At 61.4% G+C, this 19,955-nt stretch carries 20 protein-coding genes; 10 read left to right on the top strand and 10 right to left on the bottom strand.

The genetic code is table 11. The features are described 5' to 3' along the window. Window positions 1–74 precede the first annotated feature (74 nt). Window positions 75–899, top strand: a complete 825-nt coding sequence (locus AC097R_RS05235) for a nidogen-like domain-containing protein (RefSeq protein ID WP_479596546.1) — start codon at window positions 75–77, stop codon at window positions 897–899. Between the two features lie 82 nt (window positions 900–981). On the opposite strand, the gene AC097R_RS05230 is transcribed toward AC097R_RS05235, so the two are convergent. Next, complete coding sequence (locus tag AC097R_RS05230) at window positions 982–1,203, bottom strand: cell envelope biogenesis protein TolA (protein WP_479596545.1); 222 nt, start codon at window positions 1,201–1,203, stop codon at window positions 982–984. A gap of 116 nt (window positions 1,204–1,319) precedes the next feature. Next, window positions 1,320–1,652, bottom strand: a complete 333-nt coding sequence (locus tag AC097R_RS05225) for an antibiotic biosynthesis monooxygenase (RefSeq protein ID WP_479596544.1) — start codon at window positions 1,650–1,652, stop codon at window positions 1,320–1,322. A gap of 86 nt (window positions 1,653–1,738) precedes the next feature. Between AC097R_RS05225 and soxR the strand changes: the two genes are divergently transcribed. Then, on the top strand, window positions 1,739–2,215 hold the full coding sequence (soxR, locus tag AC097R_RS05220) for a redox-sensitive transcriptional activator SoxR (RefSeq protein WP_479596543.1): 477 nt from the start codon (window positions 1,739–1,741) through the stop codon (window positions 2,213–2,215). 56 nt (window positions 2,216–2,271) lie between these two features. Here the strand turns inward: soxR and AC097R_RS05215 are convergent, their stop codons facing one another. Beyond that, entirely contained in the window at window positions 2,272–3,171 is a 900-nt protein-coding gene (locus tag AC097R_RS05215) for a DMT family transporter (RefSeq protein ID WP_479596542.1), read from the bottom strand. Next, window positions 3,168–4,532, bottom strand: a complete 1,365-nt coding sequence (gene ffh, locus AC097R_RS05210; protein ID WP_479596541.1) for a signal recognition particle protein — start codon at window positions 4,530–4,532, stop codon at window positions 3,168–3,170. Before ffh ends, AC097R_RS05215 begins: the two co-directional genes overlap by 4 nt. Window positions 4,533–4,609: 77 nt before the next feature. Here ffh and AC097R_RS05205 point away from each other — a divergent pair, with 77 nt between their 5' ends. The 8 genes from AC097R_RS05205 to AC097R_RS05170 all read left to right on the top strand — a co-directional run bounded on the left by AC097R_RS05205 (window position 4,610) and on the right by AC097R_RS05170 (window position 14,727). Then, window positions 4,610–5,413, top strand: coding sequence for a cytochrome C assembly family protein (locus AC097R_RS05205; RefSeq protein WP_479596540.1), 804 nt, complete (start codon window positions 4,610–4,612; stop codon window positions 5,411–5,413). Then, the gene (locus AC097R_RS05200; protein ID WP_479596539.1) at window positions 5,410–5,640 is read left to right on the top strand and encodes a PP0621 family protein; all 231 of its coding nucleotides are present in this window, start codon (window positions 5,410–5,412) and stop codon (window positions 5,638–5,640) included. Before AC097R_RS05205 ends, AC097R_RS05200 begins: the two co-directional genes overlap by 4 nt. Further along, a complete protein-coding gene (locus AC097R_RS05195) occupies window positions 5,640–7,382 on the top strand; it encodes a sensor histidine kinase (protein ID WP_479596538.1) in 1,743 nt (580 codons plus the stop codon). Before AC097R_RS05200 ends, AC097R_RS05195 begins: the two co-directional genes overlap by 1 nt. Then, on the top strand, window positions 7,361–8,869 hold the full coding sequence (locus AC097R_RS05190) for a sigma-54-dependent transcriptional regulator (RefSeq protein WP_479596537.1): 1,509 nt from the start codon (window positions 7,361–7,363) through the stop codon (window positions 8,867–8,869). Before AC097R_RS05195 ends, AC097R_RS05190 begins: the two co-directional genes overlap by 22 nt. Then, window positions 8,862–9,461 carry a 1,6-anhydro-N-acetylmuramyl-L-alanine amidase AmpD gene (ampD, locus tag AC097R_RS05185; RefSeq protein ID WP_479596536.1) on the top strand — a complete coding sequence of 200 codons (600 nt, stop codon included), beginning with the start codon at window positions 8,862–8,864 and terminating at the stop codon, window positions 9,459–9,461. The genes AC097R_RS05190 and ampD overlap by 8 nt, the downstream gene beginning before the upstream one ends. Window positions 9,462–9,825: 364 nt before the next feature. After that, complete coding sequence (locus AC097R_RS05180) at window positions 9,826–12,750, top strand: ribonucleoside-diphosphate reductase subunit alpha (RefSeq protein ID WP_479596535.1); 2,925 nt, start codon at window positions 9,826–9,828, stop codon at window positions 12,748–12,750. Window positions 12,751–12,871: 121 nt separating this feature from the next. Next, on the top strand, window positions 12,872–14,041 hold the full coding sequence (locus AC097R_RS05175) for a ribonucleotide-diphosphate reductase subunit beta (protein ID WP_479596534.1): 1,170 nt from the start codon (window positions 12,872–12,874) through the stop codon (window positions 14,039–14,041). Window positions 14,042–14,211: 170 nt separating this feature from the next. Next, window positions 14,212–14,727 carry a histone H1-like DNA-binding protein gene (locus tag AC097R_RS05170; RefSeq protein WP_310340298.1) on the top strand — a complete coding sequence of 172 codons (516 nt, stop codon included), beginning with the start codon at window positions 14,212–14,214 and terminating at the stop codon, window positions 14,725–14,727. Between the two features lie 77 nt (window positions 14,728–14,804). Here AC097R_RS05170 and AC097R_RS05165 read toward each other — a convergent pair whose 3' ends face one another. From AC097R_RS05165 to AC097R_RS05140, 6 genes are all read right to left on the bottom strand, one after another. After that, window positions 14,805–15,875 carry a zinc-ribbon and DUF3426 domain-containing protein gene (locus tag AC097R_RS05165; RefSeq protein ID WP_479596533.1) on the bottom strand — a complete coding sequence of 357 codons (1,071 nt, stop codon included), beginning with the start codon at window positions 15,873–15,875 and terminating at the stop codon, window positions 14,805–14,807. A 33-nt stretch (window positions 15,876–15,908) separates the two neighbouring features. Continuing rightward, on the bottom strand, window positions 15,909–16,787 hold the full coding sequence (prmA, locus tag AC097R_RS05160) for a 50S ribosomal protein L11 methyltransferase (protein WP_479596532.1): 879 nt from the start codon (window positions 16,785–16,787) through the stop codon (window positions 15,909–15,911). A gap of 8 nt (window positions 16,788–16,795) precedes the next feature. Further along, the gene (gene accC / locus AC097R_RS05155; protein ID WP_477890599.1) at window positions 16,796–18,145 is read right to left on the bottom strand and encodes an acetyl-CoA carboxylase biotin carboxylase subunit; all 1,350 of its coding nucleotides are present in this window, start codon (window positions 18,143–18,145) and stop codon (window positions 16,796–16,798) included. A 12-nt stretch (window positions 18,146–18,157) separates the two neighbouring features. Then, window positions 18,158–18,607, bottom strand: coding sequence for an acetyl-CoA carboxylase biotin carboxyl carrier protein (accB, locus tag AC097R_RS05150; RefSeq protein WP_479596531.1), 450 nt, complete (start codon window positions 18,605–18,607; stop codon window positions 18,158–18,160). Between the two features lie 171 nt (window positions 18,608–18,778). Next, the gene (locus tag AC097R_RS05145; RefSeq protein WP_479596530.1) at window positions 18,779–19,342 is read right to left on the bottom strand and encodes a TlpA disulfide reductase family protein; all 564 of its coding nucleotides are present in this window, start codon (window positions 19,340–19,342) and stop codon (window positions 18,779–18,781) included. After that, on the bottom strand, window positions 19,335–19,931 hold the full coding sequence (locus AC097R_RS05140) for a hypothetical protein (RefSeq protein WP_479596529.1): 597 nt from the start codon (window positions 19,929–19,931) through the stop codon (window positions 19,335–19,337). The genes AC097R_RS05145 and AC097R_RS05140 overlap by 8 nt, the downstream gene beginning before the upstream one ends. Between the last annotated feature and the right edge of the window lie 24 nt (window positions 19,932–19,955).

The following is a 19,955-nucleotide window of genomic DNA, read 5'->3' as shown; positions in this document are numbered from 1 at the left end:
AGGAGCCATCGCCGCCGGGCAGACCCGCAAGTTTCTTGAACATACTCAGCGTTCGTTTAATGGGAGCTTTCTGTATGTTCAAAAAAATTGCTGCTGGCGCTCTGCTGGCTGTCACCTTCGCCGCCGCACCTGCTTATGCAGCCGCCGTGCACGATGCCAACCTGTTCACCACCAACACGCTAGCCCCCAATGACGATGGATCCACCGGGCTAGTGTCCCTGGGTTTCAACGTCAACTTCTTTGGCCAGAGCTTCAGCAACCTGTATGTGAACAACAACGGCAACGTGACGTTCAACAGTGCGCTGCCTACGTACACCCCCTTCAACCTGCTGACCACCAACGTGCCCATGCTGGCCCCCTTCTTTGCGGACGTGGATACACGCCACGCCGACAGCGGCGTGACCCAGTACGGCCAGACCGTGTTGAACGGACACCAGACCTTTGGCGTGAACTGGCTCAATGTGGGCTACTACAACACCCAAGCGGACAAGACCAACAGCTTCCAGCTCATCGTGACCGACCGCTCGGACACCGGTGCCGGCAACTTTGACTTCCAGTTCAACTACGACAACGTGAGCTGGGAAACCGGCAGCGCCTCTTCCAGCGCAGGCGTGAACGGCTTTGGCGGAAAGTCGGCACGCGCTGGCTGGTCCAACGGCACCAATGCATCCTTTGAACTGGCAGGCTCCGCCGTGAACGGCGCCTTGCTCAATTCCGGCGGCAACGCCTTGATTGACCACAGCCTGAACTCCACCATCGACGGCCAGTACAACTTCCAGGTGCGCAACGGTGCGGTGATCCCCTCCGTGCCAGAACCCGAAACCTATGCCATGTTGCTGGCCGGCTTGGGCTTGATGGGTGCCGTGGCACGTCGCCGCGCGAAGGCCAGCAAGGCCTGATCGCTTCGCCAACTACAAGCGCATTGCGCCTGTAAAAAAGGGCTCCCTTGGGAGCCCTTTTGCGTGGCGGTGTCCGCAGCGATTACTTCGCGGCTTCGGCCTTCTTTTCCACGACCTTCTTGGCGTGGTGCTTGACCTTCTTCACCTTCTTCGCAGGTGTGGCGGGTGCAGCAACTGGTGCGGCGTCCTTCTTGGCTTCCACCTTGGCAGGTGCTGTGGCGGCAGCAGGGGCCGCAGCGGGTGCCTGAGCAAACGCACCCACAGAAATCAAGCCAGCGATCAGGGTTGCGAGAACTTTGTTCATGTCAGTAGCCTTTCAGGTTTTGAGATTCGCTCCAGTGTTTCTGGATGCCCTCCCACAACGGCGCCCTCGCACCGGGTGTTGACCGCCGCCATGTGAAGATAGGTAAAGCCGGACATTCACTCCGCAGGCACATACAACCCCAGATCCGCCTGTGCACCTAGCTCGCGTACAAAGAAGGCGGCGGGGTCAAAGCCTTCGTCGGCAAACTTCTTCTGCATCACCGCCTGCGCGGCAACCACCGCATCGGCGTTCACCCACTCCACCAGGTGCACGACGTTGAAATGCCCGGTGCCACCGGTCTGCGTCAACACCGAATCACGGATGCAGCCCGGCAAGACGCGCACGGCCTGCTGGATGTGCAGCATCTTGTCGAGAAAGGCAGGCAATGCGTCGGCAGGTACCGCGAACTTGTCGATGCGAAACACAGGGATAGTGGGGAGATGGGCCATGGAAAGTACTCCGGTCAATCGCAGGCGACATGCCCGCGGAACCACCACTCTAAAACCTCAAGTAAACTTGAGGTCAAGAGGTTTTTATGCCCACACCACTCGAACAAGCCGGAATCTTTCCCACACTCACCGTGGGCGAGGTCGCCAGGCGCAGCGGGGTGTCCGTCTCCACGCTGCATTTTTACGAAACCAAGGGCCTCATCAGCAGCCAGCGCAGTGAGGGCAACCAGCGCCGCTATGGGCGCGAGGTGCTGCGGCGGGTCGCCTTCGTCCGTGTGGCGCAGCGCGTAGGCATTGCACTGGCCGACATCGCTGTGGCGCTGGATACCCTGCCAGTCGGCAACGCGCCCAGCCGGACGGACTGGGAGCAACTGTCCACCGCCTGGCGGGCCCAACTGGACGAGCGCATGGCGCAACTGAAGAAGCTGAGAGATACGCTGGATGACTGCATCGGCTGCGGCTGCCTGTCCATCGACCGCTGCCGCCTGCGCAACCCCTACGACACGCTGGCCACCCAGGGGCCAGGACCGCAGCGGCTTTGGGTGAAACCCAAAACGCTATGAATTCAGGAGCTGCTCGCGCAACGAATACGGGGGCTAGAGGCCTATTCCACTAAAAATCAGTGCTCAGGCGGCTCTGCAGAGGCCCGACTTTCATGCGCGGTGAGCAAGGCACCCGCAGCACCACACACGGCGATCAACCCCATGCCCACCAGCGACCAGTGGTCGGGCACGTGGGAAAACAACAGCCAGCCGCCCAGCATGGCAAAGCCGATCTGCGCATACATATAGGGCATGAGCGTGGCCGCCGGCGCCCGCTTGAACGCCAGGATGAACAAAAAGTGGCCCACGGTACCCATCAGGCCCATCAACAGCAGCCCGCCCCAGAGTGCGGGGGCTGCGATTTCGGTCCACACCCAGGGCAGCACCAGCGTGGGCAAGATGGCCCCCACCCAGCCGGTGTAGAACTGCATGGTCATGGGGTCTTCGGTACGCGCCATGCGGCTGGTGAGCAGCTGAAAGCCCGCGTTCGCCGCGACAACGCCCACCGGAAACAACAGGGCCCACGTGAAATCCTGGCCACCTGGGCGCACGATGGTCAGCGTGCCAATGAATCCACCGACCACCAGCAACTTACGCAGGCGCGACACTGTTTCATGCAGCATGCGTGCCGCCAGCAAGGTCACCACAAGCGGCGTGAGCAGCACAATCGCCGTGAACTCACCCACCGGCATGTGCTTGAGGCTTAGAAAGGCCATCAGGCTGGTGGCGAGCAGCAAAACTCCACGCGCAATATGCAGCCTCAAGTGCCGGGTATGCAGCAGGGTCCGCCCGCGCCGGGGGTAGACCGCTACCGTGGTCGCCACCGCCTGGAACAGGTAGCGAAACCCAATCGCGACCAGCAGCGGCACGCCCAGAGACACCCATTTGGTCGTGGTGTCCAGCACCGCGAAGCAGGCCATGGCCAGAACGGCCAGGCCAATGCCAGCCAGTGTGTTGGTGCGTGCCGATGCGCTCAAAACGGCATCTTGGGCATACCCTTCATGCCGCCCAGGCGCTTCATCATCTTCATCATGCCGCCGCCCTTCATCTTCTTCATCATGTCCTGCATCTGCTCAAATTCCTTGAGCATGCGGTTCACTTCCTGCACCTGCACACCGGCGCCCGCAGCGATGCGGCGCTTGCGTGTGGCCTTGATCAGGTCGGGCTTGCGGCGCTCCAGGGGCGTCATGCTGTGGATGATGCCTTCCTTGCGCTTGATGTCTTTCTCGGCCTTGTCCATGTCGACCTGACCCGCCTTGGCCGCCATGGCGGCAGGCAGCTTATCCATGAGGCTGGAGAGTCCGCCCATCTGCTTCATCTGCTGAATCTGGGACAGGAAGTCGTTCAGATCGAACCCACCACCGCTCTTGACCTTGTCAGCCAGCTTCTTCGCGGCTTCGATGTCCACACCGGCGGTAACCTGCTCCACCAGCGCCACGATGTCGCCCATGCCCAGGATGCGGCCCGCATGGCGCTCGGCGTCAAACACCTCCAGGCCGTCGAGCTTTTCACTGGTACCGGCAAACTTGATGGGCGCACCGGTCACCTGGCGCACTGACAGCGCCGCACCACCACGCGAATCACCATCGGTCTTGGTCAGGATGATGCCGGTCAGCGGCAGCGCTTCCTTGAAGGCCTTGGCGGTGTTCACCGCGTCCTGGCCCTGCATGGCGTCCACCACGAACAGCGTCTCCACCGGGTTCAGCGCGGCATGCAGGTTCTTGATTTCCAGCATCAGCGCTTCGTCAATCGCCAGGCGGCCTGCGGTATCAACCAACAGCACGTCGAAGAAATGCTTTTTGGCGTAATCCAGTGCGGCACGGCCAATATCCACCGGGTTTTGGTCCGGTGTGCTGGGAAACCATTCGGCTCCGGCCTGGGCCGTCACGGTCTTGAGCTGCTCAATGGCGGCGGGGCGGTACACGTCGCCCGACACGGTCAGCACCTTCTTTTTGCGTTTCTCGATCAGGTGCTTGGCCAACTTACCGGTGGTAGTCGTTTTACCAGCCCCCTGCAAACCAGCCATCAAGATGACAGCGGGAGGCTGGGCCGCGAGGTTGATGTCGCTCACGCCCTCGCCCATGGTGGCCGCCAGCTCGCGGTTCACGATGCTGACCAGCACCTGGCCGGGCTGCAGGGAGCCCAGCACTTCCTGGCCCAGCGCCTTGTCTTTCACGCGGGCGATGAAATCGCGCACCACGGGCAGGGCCACGTCGGCCTCCAGCAGCGCCATGCGCACCTCGCGCAACATGTCGGTCACATTGCTTTCGGTGATGCGGCCTTGGCCACGCAGGTCTTTGACGAGGCGGGAGAGTTTGTCGGTGAGGGCGGAGGCCATAAGACGTATTCCGGCAAGCGGAACCTGTGGTGAGGGCCAGCCGGGGCTGGCAGGGAGCAAAACGCTAAACTGTGGACATGATTTTAGCCAGTGCGTCCCCCACCAGCCTGACCCTGTCGGTTTTGGCAGCCAGCGCTTACGCTTGGCCTGCTCTACGCGCCCAACGCCTGTCGGCCGGTACAGCCCGCGCGTGGGTGGCGGTGGCATGGCTACTGCACGGCGCGGCACTGGCCTGGAGCCTGTTCGGCGAGAGCCCGCACTTTGGTTTTGCCCCCGCACTGTCGGTCACGGCTTGGCTGGTGGCCGCAGTGTATGGCGTGGAGAGCCAAGTGTTCCCTCAACTGGAAACCCGCTGGGCACTGGCGGCCGTGGGCTCGGCGGCCGTGCTGTTGGCCTGTATTTTTCCGGGTGCCAGCCTGGTCGCCACGGCCTCGGTGTGGCTGCCGGTGCATTTGGCGTTTGGCGTGGCCTGCTATGGGCTGTTCGGCACGGCGGTGGTTCATGCCTGGTTCATGACGCGTGCCGAAGCCCGTATCCGCCAGGCGGCGGACCCCCACAGCGGGCTACCGCTGCTGACGCTGGAGCGCCTGACCTATCGCCTGGTCGGCGCTGGCTTTGCTCTGCTGACTGTCACGCTGGCTGTGGGCTACTGGTTTGGCGATGTGGTGTATGGGCCCACGCACGCTTGGCGCTGGGACCACAAAACCGTGTTCTCGCTGTTGTCGTGGATCACCTTTGCCGTGCTATTGGTCGGTCGTGCGCAGTTTGGCTGGCGTGGCAAGCGCGCGGTCGGCGTGCTGTATGCGGGCTCGGTATTGTTGTTTTTGGCCTATGTGGGCTCGCGCTTTGTGATGGAAATCATTCTGGGGCGGGTCGCGTGAAATACCTGCTCGTTTTCCTGGTCGTCTTTGTGGTGGCCTGGCGTTGGCGCAGTGCGCGGGATGGGCAGCACCAAAGCCGCGTTCAGCAAAAAGCCGCGCGGCTGTCGCAACCCACCGCCATGGTGGCCTGCCGCCGCTGCGGCGTACACCTGCCTGAGCAGGACGCGGTGCCGGGCGCGCACGGCAGCTACTGCAGCGCTGCACACCGCGCCGCTGCCGAAACCTGATGCCCAGCGACCACCCCGAGCACTCCTGGTTTGGCCCTGCCGCACTGGAAATAGGCCCGCTCCAGGACGGACACGACGACACCCAGGAGTTCGCCCGCCTGTGGCAGGGGTTCATGACGGCGCGCCTGACACTGGGCGTGGTGCTGCTGGTACTTCAAGGTGTGTTGTATGCCAGTGGCAACGCCCACAGCAAGGCCTTGGTCGGCGTCAGCGTTGCTTACTTCATCGGCACACTGGTGGCGCGGGTGTTTGCGCGACCACGCCCGCTGGGCCAGGCCTTCAACCGCGCCTGGGGCGTGCTGATCGGGCTGGATGTGCTGGCGTTTTCCGCGATGCAGCTGCTGCAGGGCAATACCCTTAACTACACCCCCCTGTTCGCACTGCCGATTCTGTTGGCCTCGGTGCTTGGGTCTTTGCGGTTGGCGCTGGGCACGGCGGCCGGCGTCACCATGCTGTTGCTGGGCGCCACGCTCTGGACGTATTTGTCCAGCCCGGCCGATGCCACGCCCTACCTGGTGCAAGCTGCCCTCAGCGGTGCGGGCTACTTTGTGATTGCACTGCTGGCGCACCAGCTGTCCTCACGGCTGGTCAGTGCCGGCAAGCGCGCACGCCTGAGCCAGCTGGCGGCCAATGTACAGCGCCAAGTGAACGAGCTGGTGATCGAGGCCCTGCCCGATGGCGTGATGATTGTGGACAACGCGGGCAATGTGCGCGCAGCCAACCCCGCTGCCCGCACCCTGCTGGGCACGCCGGTGGCCCTGCGCGCCAACACCTTTGACCTCAAGGGCGAACCCGCCTGGCACGCCCTGCTACAACTCACACGCCTGAGCATGGGCACCGGGCGCGGCCAACAGGCTGAAATCACCATCCGCCACGAAGGTGCCGGGCCACGCCGCGTGTTGGCACGTACGCGGCTGGCGGCACCCCAAGGCATTGGCCATGAAAGTCTCTGTGTGCTGTTTCTGCAAGACCAGCGCGAGCAGGAAGCCCGGTTGCGCACTGAAAAACTCGCCAGCATGGGCCGCCTGTCCACCGCCGTGGCGCATGAAATTCGCAACCCCTTGGCCGCCATTGCCCAAGCCAACGCTCTGCTGGACGAGGACATCACCGACCCAAGACAAAAGAAACTCACGGCCATGGTGGGCCAGAACGCCAAGCGGCTGGAAAAGATTGTGGACGACATCCTGAATGTCTCCCGCGTGCGCGGCTCGGGCCCGCTGCTGCAACCCGGGGCCGTTTTGCTCAATGAGCTGGTCCACCGCATTGCCAATGACTGGGCAGCCCAACATGGCCTGGACACTCTGGTGCACATCCACCTGACGGAGCAGGCCGCTTGGGTGCGCTTTGATGCCGACCACCTCCGCCAAGTCTTGGTCAACCTGCTGGACAACGCGCGGCGCTATGCCAGCAAGCGTGCGGGCAGCATCCAGGTATTCACCGTGGCGCATGCACAAGCGAGCAGCGTCTCGGTGTGGAGCGATGGTGCGCCCATGGACCAATCGGTGCAGCGCCACCTGTTCGAACCCTTCTTTTCTTCCGAGAGCCGCTCCAGCGGACTGGGCCTGTACATCTGCCGCGAACTCTGTGAACGCCATGGTGCAACGCTGGGCTACCAGCGCAGCCCACAGGCCCTGGAGGGTGCGATGACCGAAGGCAATGAATTCGTGATCGCACTGGCCCTTCCCGAGGCATCGGAGCCGCAGGACAATACCGACACACCATGGCAAACCACCCTGTACTGAGCGACGCCCGCATTCTGGTCATCGACGACGAGCCGGACTTGCGCACCCTCTATGAACTCACGCTACTGCGTGAGGGCTACCGCGTGGAAACCGCTGGCACAGTGCAGGACGCCAAGGACCAGTTGGCGCAGCAGCGCTTCGATGCGGTGATCACCGACATGCGCTTGCCCGACGGACTGGGTACCGACATCCTGAGCCAGTTGCGCGCCGAGCAGCGCCCCGAGCGCTGCATTGTCATCACCGCCTACGGCTCGGCCGAAAACGCCGTGGAATCCCTCAAAGCCGGTGCATTTGATTACCTGACCAAGCCGGTGGACCTGAAGCAGTTTCGCAGTGCCGTGGCCAACGCACTGCAGGGCGTCTCGTCCAACGCGCCCGCAGCAACCAGCGCCAAACCCAGTACCCCCAAAACAGGCAACGCAGTCGTCCACCCGTCCGGCCTCACCGCCTTGGACCGCCTCGCTGGCACCTCGGCCACCATGCAAAGTGTGAAAGAGCGCATTGTCAAAGTGGCGCGCAGCATGGCACCGGTGCTGGTACGCGGCGAATCGGGCACCGGCAAGGAGCTGGTGGCCAGCGCCGTGCACGCCAACAGCCACCGTGCCACGGGCCCCTGGGTCGCAGTCAACTGCAGCGCCATCCCCGAGAACCTGATGGAGGCCGAATTTTTTGGGGCCCGCAAAGGCGCCTACACCGGGGCTACGCAGGACCGCAGCGGCTTCTTCCAGGCGGCACACGGTGGCACCCTGTTTCTCGACGAGATTGGTGATCTGCCTCTGGCCATGCAATCCAAGCTGCTGCGCGCCATCCAGGAGCGCAATGTGCGCCCTCTGGGCTCACACCAGGAGGAGGCCGTGGACGTGCGCATCGTCAGCGCCACCCACAAGGACCTGAGCGTCGAAGTCCAGGCAGGGCGCTTTCGCCAGGATTTGTTTTACCGCCTGAACGTGATCGATATCTATATCCCGCCGCTGCGGGAGCGCTGTGAGGATTTGCCCGCTTTGTGTGGCGCCTTGTTGTCGCGTATCGCCCAGGAGTCAGGCTCAGCTGTAGCGCAGCTGTCACCCCACGCCATGGATCAGCTTGCACAACTGCCCCTGCAGGGCAATGTCCGGGAACTGGAAAACCTGCTGCACCGCGCCGTAGCACTCTCCGACGGCACCGTGCTGGAGCTCGACACCCACCCGCTGGCCACCAGCCCGGTACCGCTACGCACTGACAACGCAGATGCGCCCCAGACAGCCCCCGTCCCGCTGCAGGCAAGCGCCCCGCCGCCTGTCGCTGCACCCATTGAGATTCCTGAAGACTTGCAACGCCACCTGGATATGCAAGAGCGTGAAATCCTGGTGCGCACCCTCAAAGAGACGCGCTACAACCGCACGGTGGCGGCCCAGCGACTGGGCATCAGCCTGCGCCAGATACGCTACCGTATGGCGCGCCTGCAGATCGACGTGCCCCATGCCTCGGACGAAGCGCCGGATGCCTGATCAGCACACCGCGCTATGGCAGGACGGCTGGTACAGGTTCGCGCACCGCCTGGAGTCGCCCAACTTCGGCCCACGCCCGGCTTCGGCGCGGGTGGATCTCATCGTGCTGCACTCCATCAGCCTGCCACCGGGCCAGTACGGCACGGGCCAGGTGCAACGCCTGTTCACCAACACGCTGGACTGGAATGCGCACCCTTACTTCAAAAGCATCGAAGGGATGCAGGTATCGGCCCACTTCTTTGTGCAGCGCAACGGTGATATCTGGCAGTTTGTGAACTGTGATGCCCGCGCGTGGCACGCCGGCGTCTCCCACTACCGCGGCAGAGACAACTGCAACGACGACTCCGTTGGCATTGAACTGGAAGGACTGGAGGGCCACACCTTCGAGCCGGCGCAATACGAAGCCTTGCAGGCCTTGTGCCCAGCCATTGCCCAGCGCTATCCCATCCAGTACATCGCGGGGCATGAGCACATCGCGCCGGGACGCAAAGCCGACCCCGGGCCCGGTTTCGAATGGGCACAGCTGCACAAAAGCCTGGGGCTTCCAGACACCAGCTTTCCGGCCGACGCCCACAGTTTGGTAACGAAATAAAAATATTTCGGCGCCGTTTGGCGTCCCCGCAAAGTACGCATCCGTACACACCAAAGCAGCGCGCGTAGCAGCCATGCGCCCCGCAAGAGCAAATGCCCCCGGAAGGCGCATCAAATGGCGCTGCAGACGCGGAAAAGCCCGTCTGGCAAGGGCTTGCGATTGTGGCCTTGCGGCCACCTCACAAACAACCATGGCGGCACCACCCCACAAGCACGCGGTACACTACCGGTAGTGGCTTGTCACCACCCCAGACCCCAGATATAGTGTGCGCTGGTGAAGACGCACACTGACGAATTCGACCCCTACAGCGCCAGCCGGCGGGTCACCAGACGCACATAAAAACACTGATTTAGACGAGGAAATCATGCAATCCATTTCTACCGTAAGCCCCACCCCCACTGCCACCCTGCTGACTGCGCACAGCACGGCTTCGGCAGAAGGCGGTGCGGTCAACACCCTGGCCCACTACCAAATCATTCGCCGCAATGGCGCCGTGGTTCCGTTCGAGCCCAACAAAATTGCCGTTGCCCTGATGAAGGCCTTCCTGGCCGTGCACGGTACCCAGGGCGCGGCCTCGGCCAGCGTGCGCGAAACCGTGGACGGTTTGACCCAGCAGGTGATCCGCGCGCTGATGCGCTCGCGTCCAGGCGGCGGCACTTTCCCTATTGAAGACGTGCAGGACCAGGTGGAACTGGGACTGATGCGCGGCGGCCACCACGAGATCGCCCGCGCCTACGTGCTGTACCGCGAACGTCGCACGCAAGAACGCGCCAAGCAAGTGGCGCAAGCCGCCCCTGCCGTGCCCACCATCCATGTGCTCGAAGGCGGTCAACGCATTGCGCTGGACCTGAAACAGCTCCAGTCGCGCATTGAAACGGCCTGCTCGGGTCTGGGTGCCGATGTCAAGGCCGACCCCATCGTGGCTGAGACCATGCGCAACCTGTACGACGGTGTACCCATGGACGAGGTGTACAAAGCATCCATCCTGGCGGCCCGTACCCTGATCGAAAAAGACCCGGACTACACCTATGCCACCGCGCGTTTGCTGTTCCACACCATCTCCCGCGAAGTGTTGGGACGTGATGTGGCCCAGGCCGATATGCAGGAAGCGTACGCAGACTACTTCCCCGGCTTCATCAAGCGCGGCGTCGATGCCGAGTTGTTGGACGAAAAGCTGCTGCAGTTCGACCTGAAGCGTTTGGGCGCTGCCGTCAAGGCCAGCCGCGACCTGCAATTTGATTACCTCGGCCTGCAGACCCTGTATGACCGCTACTTCCTGCACGAAGGCAAAACCCGCATCGAGCTGCCCCAAGCCTTCTTCATGCGCGTGGCCATGGGTCTGTCACTCAACGAGATCGACCGCGAAGCCCGTGCCATCGAGTTCTATGAAGTGCTGTCCAGCTTTGACTTCATGTCCAGCACGCCCACGCTGTTCAACAGCGGCACCCTGCGCTCGCAGCTCTCCAGTTGCTACCTAACCACCGTGCCCGATGACCTGGACGGCATTTACGAGTCCATCAAGGAAAACGCGCTGCTGTCCAAATTTGCCGGCGGCCTGGGTAACGACTGGACCCGCGTGCGCGCACTGGGCTCCCACATCAAGGGCACCAACGGCGAATCCCAAGGCGTGGTGCCGTTCCTCAAAGTGGTGAACGACACCGCCGTTGCGGTGAACCAAGGCGGCAAGCGCAAAGGCGCGGTTTGTACCTACCTCGAATCGTGGCACTTGGACATCGAAGAGTTCCTAGAACTGCGCAAGAACACTGGCGATGATCGCCGCCGCACGCACGACATGAATACCGCCAACTGGATCCCCGATCTGTTCATGCGTCGCGTGATGGAAAAGGGCAGCTGGACTCTGTTCTCGCCTTCCAACGTGCCCGATCTGCATGACCTGTTTGGTGCGGACTTCGAAAAAGCCTATGTGGCTTATGAAGCCAAGGCCGCGCGTGGCGAGATCAAGCCTTCGCGCACCGTGGAGGCCAGCGACCTGTGGCGCAAGATGCTGACGATGCTGTTTGAAACCGGCCATCCTTGGATTACGTTCAAGGACGCCTGCAACGTGCGTTCGCCCCAACAACACGCTGGTGTCGTGCACTCCTCCAACCTGTGTACCGAGATCACGCTGAACACTAGCGACACCGAAACCGCAGTCTGCAACCTGGGCTCGGTCAACCTGCGCCAGCACTTGAAAGACGGCAAGCTGGACCACGACAAGCTCAAACGCACTATCTCCACGGCCATGCGCATGCTGGACAACGTGATCGACATCAACTACTACGCAGTGAAGAAGGCACGAGACTCGAACATGCGCCACCGCCCCGTGGGCCTGGGCGTCATGGCCTTCCAGGACAGCCTGTACGCACTGCGCATTCCTTACGCCAGCGACGCTGCCGTGCAGTTTGCTGACGAATCCATGGAGGCGATCAGCTACTACGCCTACTGGGCCTCGACCGAACTGGCCCGCGAACGTGGCCAGTACTCCAGCTTCAAGGGTTCGCTGTGGGACAAGGGCATCTTGCCACTTGACACCCTGGACATGCTGGCACAAGCCCGTGGTGGCTATGTGGAGGTCGATCGTTCCTCCACCCTGGACTGGGACGCGCTGCGCAAGAAAATCGCCGCGGACGGCATGCGCAACTCCAACTGCGTAGCCATTGCGCCGACTGCCACCATCTCCAACATCATCGGCGTGGATGCATCCATCGAGCCCTGCTTCGGCAACCTGTCGGTGAAGTCCAACCTGTCCGGTGAATTCACGGTCATCAACAGCTACTTGGTGCGTGACCTCAAGGCCCTGGGCCTGTGGGACGACGTGATGGTGATGGACCTGAAGCACTTCGACGGATCGCTGAGCCCCATCGACCGTGTGCCCCAAGAAATCAAGCAGCTGTACGCCACTGCGTTTGAAGTGGAAACCCGCTGGCTGGTGGAAGCCGCTGCACGTCGCCAGAAATGGATTGACCAAGCGCAGTCGCTGAACATCTACATGGCCGGTGCATCGGGCAAGAAGCTTGACGAGACCTACAAACTGGCATGGTTGCGCGGCCTGAAAACGACCTACTACCTCCGCACCATGTCCGCGACCCACGCAGAGAAATCTACCGTGACTGCGGGCCGCATGAACGCGGTGTCTTCTGGCAACGATGCACCAGGCTCCACCAAAATGTCCAGCGCATTGGAAGCCGCAGCGGCGGCGGCACATGCACAGATGGAGTTGGCCAGCCATGCGGCCACCGACATCAAGTTCTGCGGTGTAGATGACCCAACGTGCGAGTCCTGCCAGTAAGAAGAGAGGCGCATCGCAAGTCCGATTGCGATGCAATAGAGCAACACAAATTGGCAGCGAAATGCATGACTTCTTTTCATTTCATTTCGCTGCTCTCATAATCCGCTGATTGGAAACACCTATGTTGACCTGGGACGAAGAAGTCAAGCCCACATCGCCGACCAACTTTGCGCGCAACCCGTCTGAACAGCTGTCGGTTGCGCAGGCACCAGTCACCCCTGCTTCCGCACCCACTCCAGCGGCCGTGGCTGCCGTCATGCAGACCGGAACCCCACGCCGCATCCGCGCTGATGACAAGCGCATCATCAATGGCCAGACTGATGTGAACCAACTGGTTCCCTTCAAATACAAATGGGCCTGGGAAAAATACTTGGCCAGTTGCGCCAACCACTGGATGCCGCAAGAAGTCAACATGACACGCGACATCGCTTTGTGGAAAGACCCTAACGGCCTGACCGAAGACGAACGCCGTATCGTCAAGCGCAACCTCGGCTTCTTTGTGACCGCCGACTCGCTGGCTGCCAACAACATTGTGTTGGGCACCTACCGCCACATCACAGCCCCCGAGTGCCGCCAGTTCCTGCTGCGCCAGGCCTTTGAAGAAGCCATCCACACGCACGCCTACCAGTACATCGTGGAATCGCTGGGCCTGGACGAAAGCGAGATTTTCAACGCTTACAACGAAGTCCAGTCGATCCGCGACAAGGACGAGTTCCTGATTCCGTTCATCGCGGCCATCATGGACCCGAACTTCCACACCGGAACTGCCGAGACCGACCAGACCCTGCTCAAGTCGCTCATCGTGTTTGCCTGCCTGATGGAAGGCTTGTTCTTCTACGTGGGCTTCACACAGATCCTGGCACTGGGTCGCCAAAACAAGATGACAGGCGCTGCCGAGCAGTACCAGTACATCCTGCGCGACGAGTCCATGCACTGCAACTTTGGCATCGACCTGATCAACCAGCTCAAGCTGGAAAACCCCCACCTGTGGACGCCCGAGTTCAAGGCGGAGATCAAGGCCTTGTTCGAGAAAGCCGTGGAACTCGAATACCGCTACGCGGAAGACACCATGCCACGTGGCGTGCTGGGCATGAACGCGTCCATGTTCAAAGGCTATTTGCGCTACATCGCCAACCGCCGCGCCACCCAGATTGGTTTGGAGCCCTTGTTCCCGAACGAGGAAAACCCATTCCCCTGGATGAGCGAAATGATTGACTTGAAGAAGGAACGTAACTTCTTCGAAACCCGCGTGATCGAGTACCAATCGGGCGGCGCCCTGTCTTGGGATTGAAACGCTCACTATGTTTTCTAGAACTTCACGCCTCCAGCATCGCAGCACAGACTGCGAACTGGGTGCGTGTCACCGCGTTCATGTTGCTGGGACTGCGCCCAACAACATGAATCGCTTCTTGCATCCAACTGGCAAGAAGTGCTCTTTGTAAATTGATCAAGGAGAAAATCATGGCAACTGCAAAAAAACCGGCCGCAAAAAAGGCCGCTCCCGCGAAGAAAGCTGCACCCGCTAAGAAAGTAGCAGCAAAGAAGGCAGCTCCTGCTAAGAAAGCCGCTCCCGCCAAAAAGGTAGCAGCAAAGAAGGCAGCTCCTGCTAAGAAAGCCGCTCCCGCCAAAAAGGTAGCAGCAAAGAAGGCAGCTCCTGCCAAGAAAGCCGCTCCCGCCAAAAAGGTAGCAGCGAAGAAGGCAGCTCCTGCTAAGAAAGCCGCTCCCGCTAAAAAGGTAGCAGCGAAGAAGGCAGCTCCTGCAAAGAAAGCAGCAGCGAAAAAGGCTCCAGCGAAGAAAGCCGCTGTTGCCAAGAAGCCTGCAGCGAAGAAGCCCGTAGCCAAAAAAGCAGCGAAGAAGCCCGCTGCGAAGAAAGCCGCGAAAGCACCCGCTGCCAAAGCTGCACCTGCAGCCCCTGCGGCGCAAACTACGCTGAACCCGCAAGCGGCCTGGCCGTTTCCGACTTCCAGCAAGCCCTGAGCGTTTACGCGATAGGCACCAAAGCCCGATACCGCAAGGTCTCGGGCTTTTTTACGTCTGGCCGTCAGCCGAGATGTTCAGGGGTAGAACGCCAATAGGCGGTAGCCGGAAATGCGCTCCGTGTTGCCACTGGTTTTCACACTGATGGGCAATGAGGCAGACACTTCTGCTCCCGCCTCCAGAGTGTCCTTTTTGAAACCCAATTCAACAGGCTGCAGTACACGCCGAATCACGGCTTGGTCCTGCATGTCCGTCAAGGTGAGCTCCAACGAAGGCATGGCCAACGTGGTGGCCGCCGTGCTCTTGAGCGCAAAGTTCAGGCGGTACACATCCGAGCGCACCTTGGTGAACGCCGAGCTATCGATCACCACCGCATCGATCTGGCGCAGTGGCATCACCTGGCAGGCCATCCAATCGCACAAGGCCACTAGCGCGTCGCGGCTGGCGGGCTCGGTCGCCACAATGCGGTCACGCTCATGCACCACCACCTGCAGCCCCAAAGCACCAAGCAGCAACAAACTCAACAATGACAGGCCCACGCGCACACTGGTGTGCTGCCAGACGCTGGTGCGCCCCGCATGGCGCATGAATGAGAGCTTGGGGGCGTCAGAGACATCCACCGTTTTGACGCCGGCCTGCACGTAGCGGGGCTCGGAGGCGTCAGCATTTTTGGAGGCAGGTTTGACTTCCACGGTTTGTGCCGACGCCTTGTCGTAGGCAAACTCGCCAGGGCGGTGATCCAACAGCGCATCGACGGCGGGAGAAACCGCATCGAAATCGATGGACTCCACCTCGCCCTCGCGCATCACTTCCGACATCTCGCGCACCACGGCGTCAAACGACTCCACGGCTACGGGCGAATCTATCGGTTGGGGGGAAGGCTCTTGGGAGGCAAACCGCAGTGAGGAAGCCCAGTCTTGGTCAGCCTCTACGGCCTCATTGTTGGCTTCAGCCATTGCCGGACTCGCGGGAGGTTCCACCGCGGCAGGCGCCTCAACAGCAAGCGCGGCATCCTGGACCATATTGGCGTTCGCATCGAACACCTCATCGCACTGACCACAACGGACCCAACCGTCCGAAATGCGCAACTGGTCTGGCACGACCTTGAACATCGTGGCGCAGGCTGGGCATTGGGTAATCAGGCTCATCGCGTCACATTGTAGGGCCCGCACCCACGGGTTTTAGACAGTGGCCGTCATCAAAATCCAGCCATCCTCGTGGTCGGCCACCGACAGCTTGCAGTACGGTGCGTAGGCCACTTTCAGCTCGTCTTCCTGGCGCGCCAGAATACCCGCCAGCACCAGATGACCTCCAGGCAGCACATGCGAACACAGCAGCGGAGCCAACACCTTCAGGGGCGTAGCCAGGATGTTGGCCAGCACCAAGTCGTAAACGCCCGTGGCCAAATCCGGCAAACCGGCCTGCAGGCGCACGTTGTTGGCTTCAGCGTTCAAATCGGTGGACTGGACAGCCGCATCGTCAATGTCGACGGCAACCACTTGCTGCGCGCCAAACTTGGCCGCACCAATGGCCAGAATGCCAGAGCCACAGCCATAGTCGAGCACCCGTGCTTGGCCAGGATGCTGCGCAATCCAGCGCAGGCACATGCGGGTGGTAGGGTGGGTCCCGGTGCCAAAGGCCAGACCGGGGTCTAAGCGGATGACCTGCTTGGCCTGCGCGGGTGGCTCATGCCAAGTAGGCACAATCCAGAACTCGGGCGTGATCTCAACGGGTGCGAACTGCGACTGGGTCAATCGCACCCAGTCCTGGTCTGCCACCACGGCCACGCCCAATACCTCGCAGCCCTCAAAAAAGTCTTGTGCTTGCAGCAAGCGTGCGGCATCGTCCGCCAGGGCTTGGTCAGCAAACAAGGCAATCACGCGGGAACGCTGCCAGCCGTCCTTGGGGGGCGGCATGCCGGGCTCGCCAAACAGGGCTTGCTCAGCATCGGTCTGGGCGTCCGCGTCTTCCACGCTCACGCTCAAGGCGTCCAAGGCGTCCAGCGCATCGCTCAGGCTTTCGACCCGATCTTCGGGACACATCAAACGCAATTCAAACATGCAAACCCTTAGCGCTTGTGCTGTTCCAGCCAGTGTTCCAGGTAGTGGATGTTGGTCCCACCGTCCATGAACTTGGCGTCCACCATCAACTCGCGGTGCAGCGGAATATTGGTGTTGATACCTTCCACCACCGTCTCGGCCAGGGCCGTGCGCATGCGGGCCATGGCCTGCTCGCGGGTGTCGCCGTGCACAATGATTTTGCCGACCATGGAGTCGTAGTTGGGCGGCACAAAGTAGTTGGTATAGACATGCGAATCCACCCGCACGCCAGGGCCACCGGGGGCGTGCCACATGGTCACGCGGCCTGGAGAGGGCGTGAATTTGTAAGGGTCTTCAGCGTTCACGCGGCACTCGATCGCATGGCCACGCACCTCGATCTGACGCTGGGTAAACGGCAACTTTTCGCCCGCAGCCACCATGATCTGGGTTTTGACAATGTCAATGCCCGTCACCATCTCGGTCACCGGGTGCTCCACCTGCACGCGGGTGTTCATCTCAATGAAGTAGAACTCGCCGTCTTCGTAGAGGAACTCGAACGTGCCGGCACCGCGGTAGCCAATCTTCTTGCAGGCGGCAACACAGCGTTCACCGATGCGCTCGATCAGCTTGCGGTTGATGCCGGGCGCGGGGGACTCTTCCAGCACCTTTTGGTGGCGGCGCTGCATGGAGCAATCGCGCTCGCCTAGGTAGACCGCGTTCTTGTGCTTGTCCGCCAGGATCTGGATTTCAATATGGCGCGGGTTCTGGAGGAACTTCTCCATGTACACCGCAGGATTGCCAAATGCAGCGCCGGCTTCGGCCTTGGTCATGGCAACCGCGTTCACCAACGCAGCTTCGGTATGCACCACACGCATGCCGCGACCACCACCGCCACCAGCGGCTTTGATAATCACGGGGTAGCCCACGGCCTTGGCCATGCGGCGAATCTGCACGGGGTCGTCGGGCAGTTCGCCTTCAGAGCCTGGCACGCAAGGCACGCCGGCACGGATCATGGCCTGCTTGGCCGACACCTTGTCACCCATGATGCGGATGGACTCGGGCGTAGGGCCGATGAACTGGAAACCGCTTTTCTCGACGCGCTCGGCGAAGTCTGCGTTTTCGCTCAAAAAGCCATAGCCGGGGTGGATGGCCTCAGCGTCTGTCACCTCGGCAGCCGAGATGATGGCCGGCATATTGAGGTAGCTCTGCGCGGAAGGCGCGGGGCCAATACACACCGCCTCTTCGGCCAGCTTGACGTACTTGGCTTCGCGATCGGCCTCGGAATAGACCATAACCGCCTTGATACCCAGCTCGCGACACGCGCGCTGGATCCGCAAGGCAATCTCGCCACGGTTGGCGACCAGGATTTTCTTGAACATGGATGCGTGTGCTTATTCGATGATGAACAAAGGCTGGCCGTACTCAACCGCCTGCCCGTTTTCACACAGGATTTGGGTCACGGTGCCAGACTTGTCGGCTTCGATTTCGTTGAGGATCTTCATCGCCTCAATGATGCAAATGGTTTCGCCCAGCTTGATACTGTCACCCACCTCCACAAAAGGCTTGGCGCCCGGGGAGGATGAACGGTAGAACGTGCCCACCATGGGCGATTTGACGGCGTGGCCTGCAGGTGGAGCTTCTACCACCGGCGCAGCAACCACGGCGGGCGCTGTGGCTTGGGCTGGAGGGGCTGCATACACGGGTGCGGCGGCATAGCCTTGCACCATGGCGCCACCGCCCTTGACAATACGAACCTTGCCCTCGGCTTCGGTGATTTCCAGTTCCGACACATTGGAATCGGACACCAAGTCGATCAGGGTTTTGAGTTTGCGTAAATCCATGGAATCTCCAACAACCGATATTTGCGAAGCGGCGAATTTACCGCAAAAATGCAGTCATTTGCTGATAATTTTTATTATCTATATACAAAAGCGGTGATTTTCGAGCGCTGAGCTGACAAGCACAAGCAATGAAACAGACTGCAAAAGCAGGCCCCGCCTAGGCTGAGCGCTCTATTTTAACCCAGCCCATGCAGCCAGATCCTCGGGCAGCAGGCGACCCATCTTGCGCTGAATGACCGTGCCATCCGAAGCCACAGCCACCGAAAACGGCAGGCCGCCGGTCAAGTTCCCCAGCTCGCGCCCAAGCTCTGTGCCCGCCAAACCGGCCAGCACAACAGGAAAGTCCAGTGTCATTTTTTGCAGGAATTTCTGCACGGGCTCTTTCTTGTCGATGGCCAATCCCAGCACTTGCCAGCCGTTACCCTTGTTTTCGCGGTAAAAGCGATTGATGAGGGGCAACTCATCCACACAGGGTGGGCACCAGGTGGCCCAGAAATTCACCACCAGCGGGCGCCCTCGAAACGACGTCAAGGACACCACCTTGCCATCCGGCGTCTCCCAATGATGGGCCCAAAAGCCCGGCACGGGCTCAGCCACAGCGGCAGTAGGCGCCGCAGATTGCCGCCAGACCGCTGCGCCAATACCTGCCAACGCAGCGCCTATCGCCACACCGCCCAACAGCGTGCGGCGCGACACGGGTTCCGGCTCGGCAGGGGTAGGTAGCGGTTCAGTCATGGGCCACATCATGCAACAAGCGCCGCAAAGCGGCTACGTCGCCACGCGGGCGGCGGCCACGCGCATCGGGCTGCAGGGCACCGCGCACATCGTCCAGGTCGTAGACCAAGAGATGCACGCCAACCTGCTCATTCAAGGGCCGACACAGGGCATGCACGCTCAGCGCATCCACCATCTCACCATGCAGGCCGGACACGGAGCGGGCATCGAAGCGCACGCCGCCATCAATCAGCGCGATTTCGGCCGATTTAGGGTCATCGCAAAACAACTGCAGATAAATGTCGGAACGACGTGTGGCCGTGCCATGCCAGACGGCCCCACCCACATGGGGACGAAACGGGGCCAGGCGCACCATCCACTCCAGCGCCAACTCGCGCAGGGCGCGCAGCTCCTGGGGCTGGGTGTCCGCGCAAAACAGGGCGATGTACTCCTGCACCGCCGCTTCCAGCTGGTCGTTGTCCGGCAGGGCCGCGCGCGCCGACACACCCAGCTGCTTGACCGCACGGCGCTTGGCAGCGCCGTATTCCAGGCCTTCTTCCACCACCATGCGGGCGGCGGTGGCAGCGATTTCTTCTTTCAGGTCGTCCATCGCGCCATGGTACCGCGCGCCCTG

This window comes from Rhodoferax sp. ZS1R25, from assembly GCF_056521335.1.
This window is presented reverse-complemented; position numbering and strand designations above follow the sequence as displayed.

Excerpts from the sequence above, each read along its gene's own strand:
- AC097R_RS05190 (WP_479596537.1), top strand. The coding sequence starts at position 7,361 with ATGGCAAACCACCCTGTACTGAGCGACGCCCGCATTCTGGTCATCGAC.
- AC097R_RS05165 (WP_479596533.1), bottom strand. The coding sequence starts at position 15,875 with ATGAGCCTGATTACCCAATGCCCAGCCTGCGCCACGATGTTCAAGGTC.
- prmA (WP_479596532.1), bottom strand. The coding sequence starts at position 16,787 with ATGTTTGAATTGCGTTTGATGTGTCCCGAAGATCGGGTCGAAAGCCTG.
- AC097R_RS05180 (WP_479596535.1), top strand. The coding sequence starts at position 9,826 with ATGCAATCCATTTCTACCGTAAGCCCCACCCCCACTGCCACCCTGCTG.
- AC097R_RS05175 (WP_479596534.1), top strand. The coding sequence starts at position 12,872 with ATGTTGACCTGGGACGAAGAAGTCAAGCCCACATCGCCGACCAACTTT.
- soxR (WP_479596543.1), top strand. The coding sequence starts at position 1,739 with ATGCCCACACCACTCGAACAAGCCGGAATCTTTCCCACACTCACCGTG.
- AC097R_RS05235 (WP_479596546.1), top strand. The coding sequence starts at position 75 with ATGTTCAAAAAAATTGCTGCTGGCGCTCTGCTGGCTGTCACCTTCGCC.
- ffh (WP_479596541.1), bottom strand. The coding sequence starts at position 4,532 with ATGGCCTCCGCCCTCACCGACAAACTCTCCCGCCTCGTCAAAGACCTG.
- AC097R_RS05145 (WP_479596530.1), bottom strand. The coding sequence starts at position 19,342 with ATGACTGAACCGCTACCTACCCCTGCCGAGCCGGAACCCGTGTCGCGC.
- AC097R_RS05225 (WP_479596544.1), bottom strand. The coding sequence starts at position 1,652 with ATGGCCCATCTCCCCACTATCCCTGTGTTTCGCATCGACAAGTTCGCG.
- AC097R_RS05195 (WP_479596538.1), top strand. The coding sequence starts at position 5,640 with ATGCCCAGCGACCACCCCGAGCACTCCTGGTTTGGCCCTGCCGCACTG.
- ampD (WP_479596536.1), top strand. The coding sequence starts at position 8,862 with ATGCCTGATCAGCACACCGCGCTATGGCAGGACGGCTGGTACAGGTTC.
- accB (WP_479596531.1), bottom strand. The coding sequence starts at position 18,607 with ATGGATTTACGCAAACTCAAAACCCTGATCGACTTGGTGTCCGATTCC.
- AC097R_RS05230 (WP_479596545.1), bottom strand. The coding sequence starts at position 1,203 with ATGAACAAAGTTCTCGCAACCCTGATCGCTGGCTTGATTTCTGTGGGT.
- AC097R_RS05205 (WP_479596540.1), top strand. The coding sequence starts at position 4,610 with ATGATTTTAGCCAGTGCGTCCCCCACCAGCCTGACCCTGTCGGTTTTG.
- AC097R_RS05170 (WP_310340298.1), top strand. The coding sequence starts at position 14,212 with ATGGCAACTGCAAAAAAACCGGCCGCAAAAAAGGCCGCTCCCGCGAAG.
- AC097R_RS05140 (WP_479596529.1), bottom strand. The coding sequence starts at position 19,931 with ATGGACGACCTGAAAGAAGAAATCGCTGCCACCGCCGCCCGCATGGTG.
- accC (WP_477890599.1), bottom strand. The coding sequence starts at position 18,145 with ATGTTCAAGAAAATCCTGGTCGCCAACCGTGGCGAGATTGCCTTGCGG.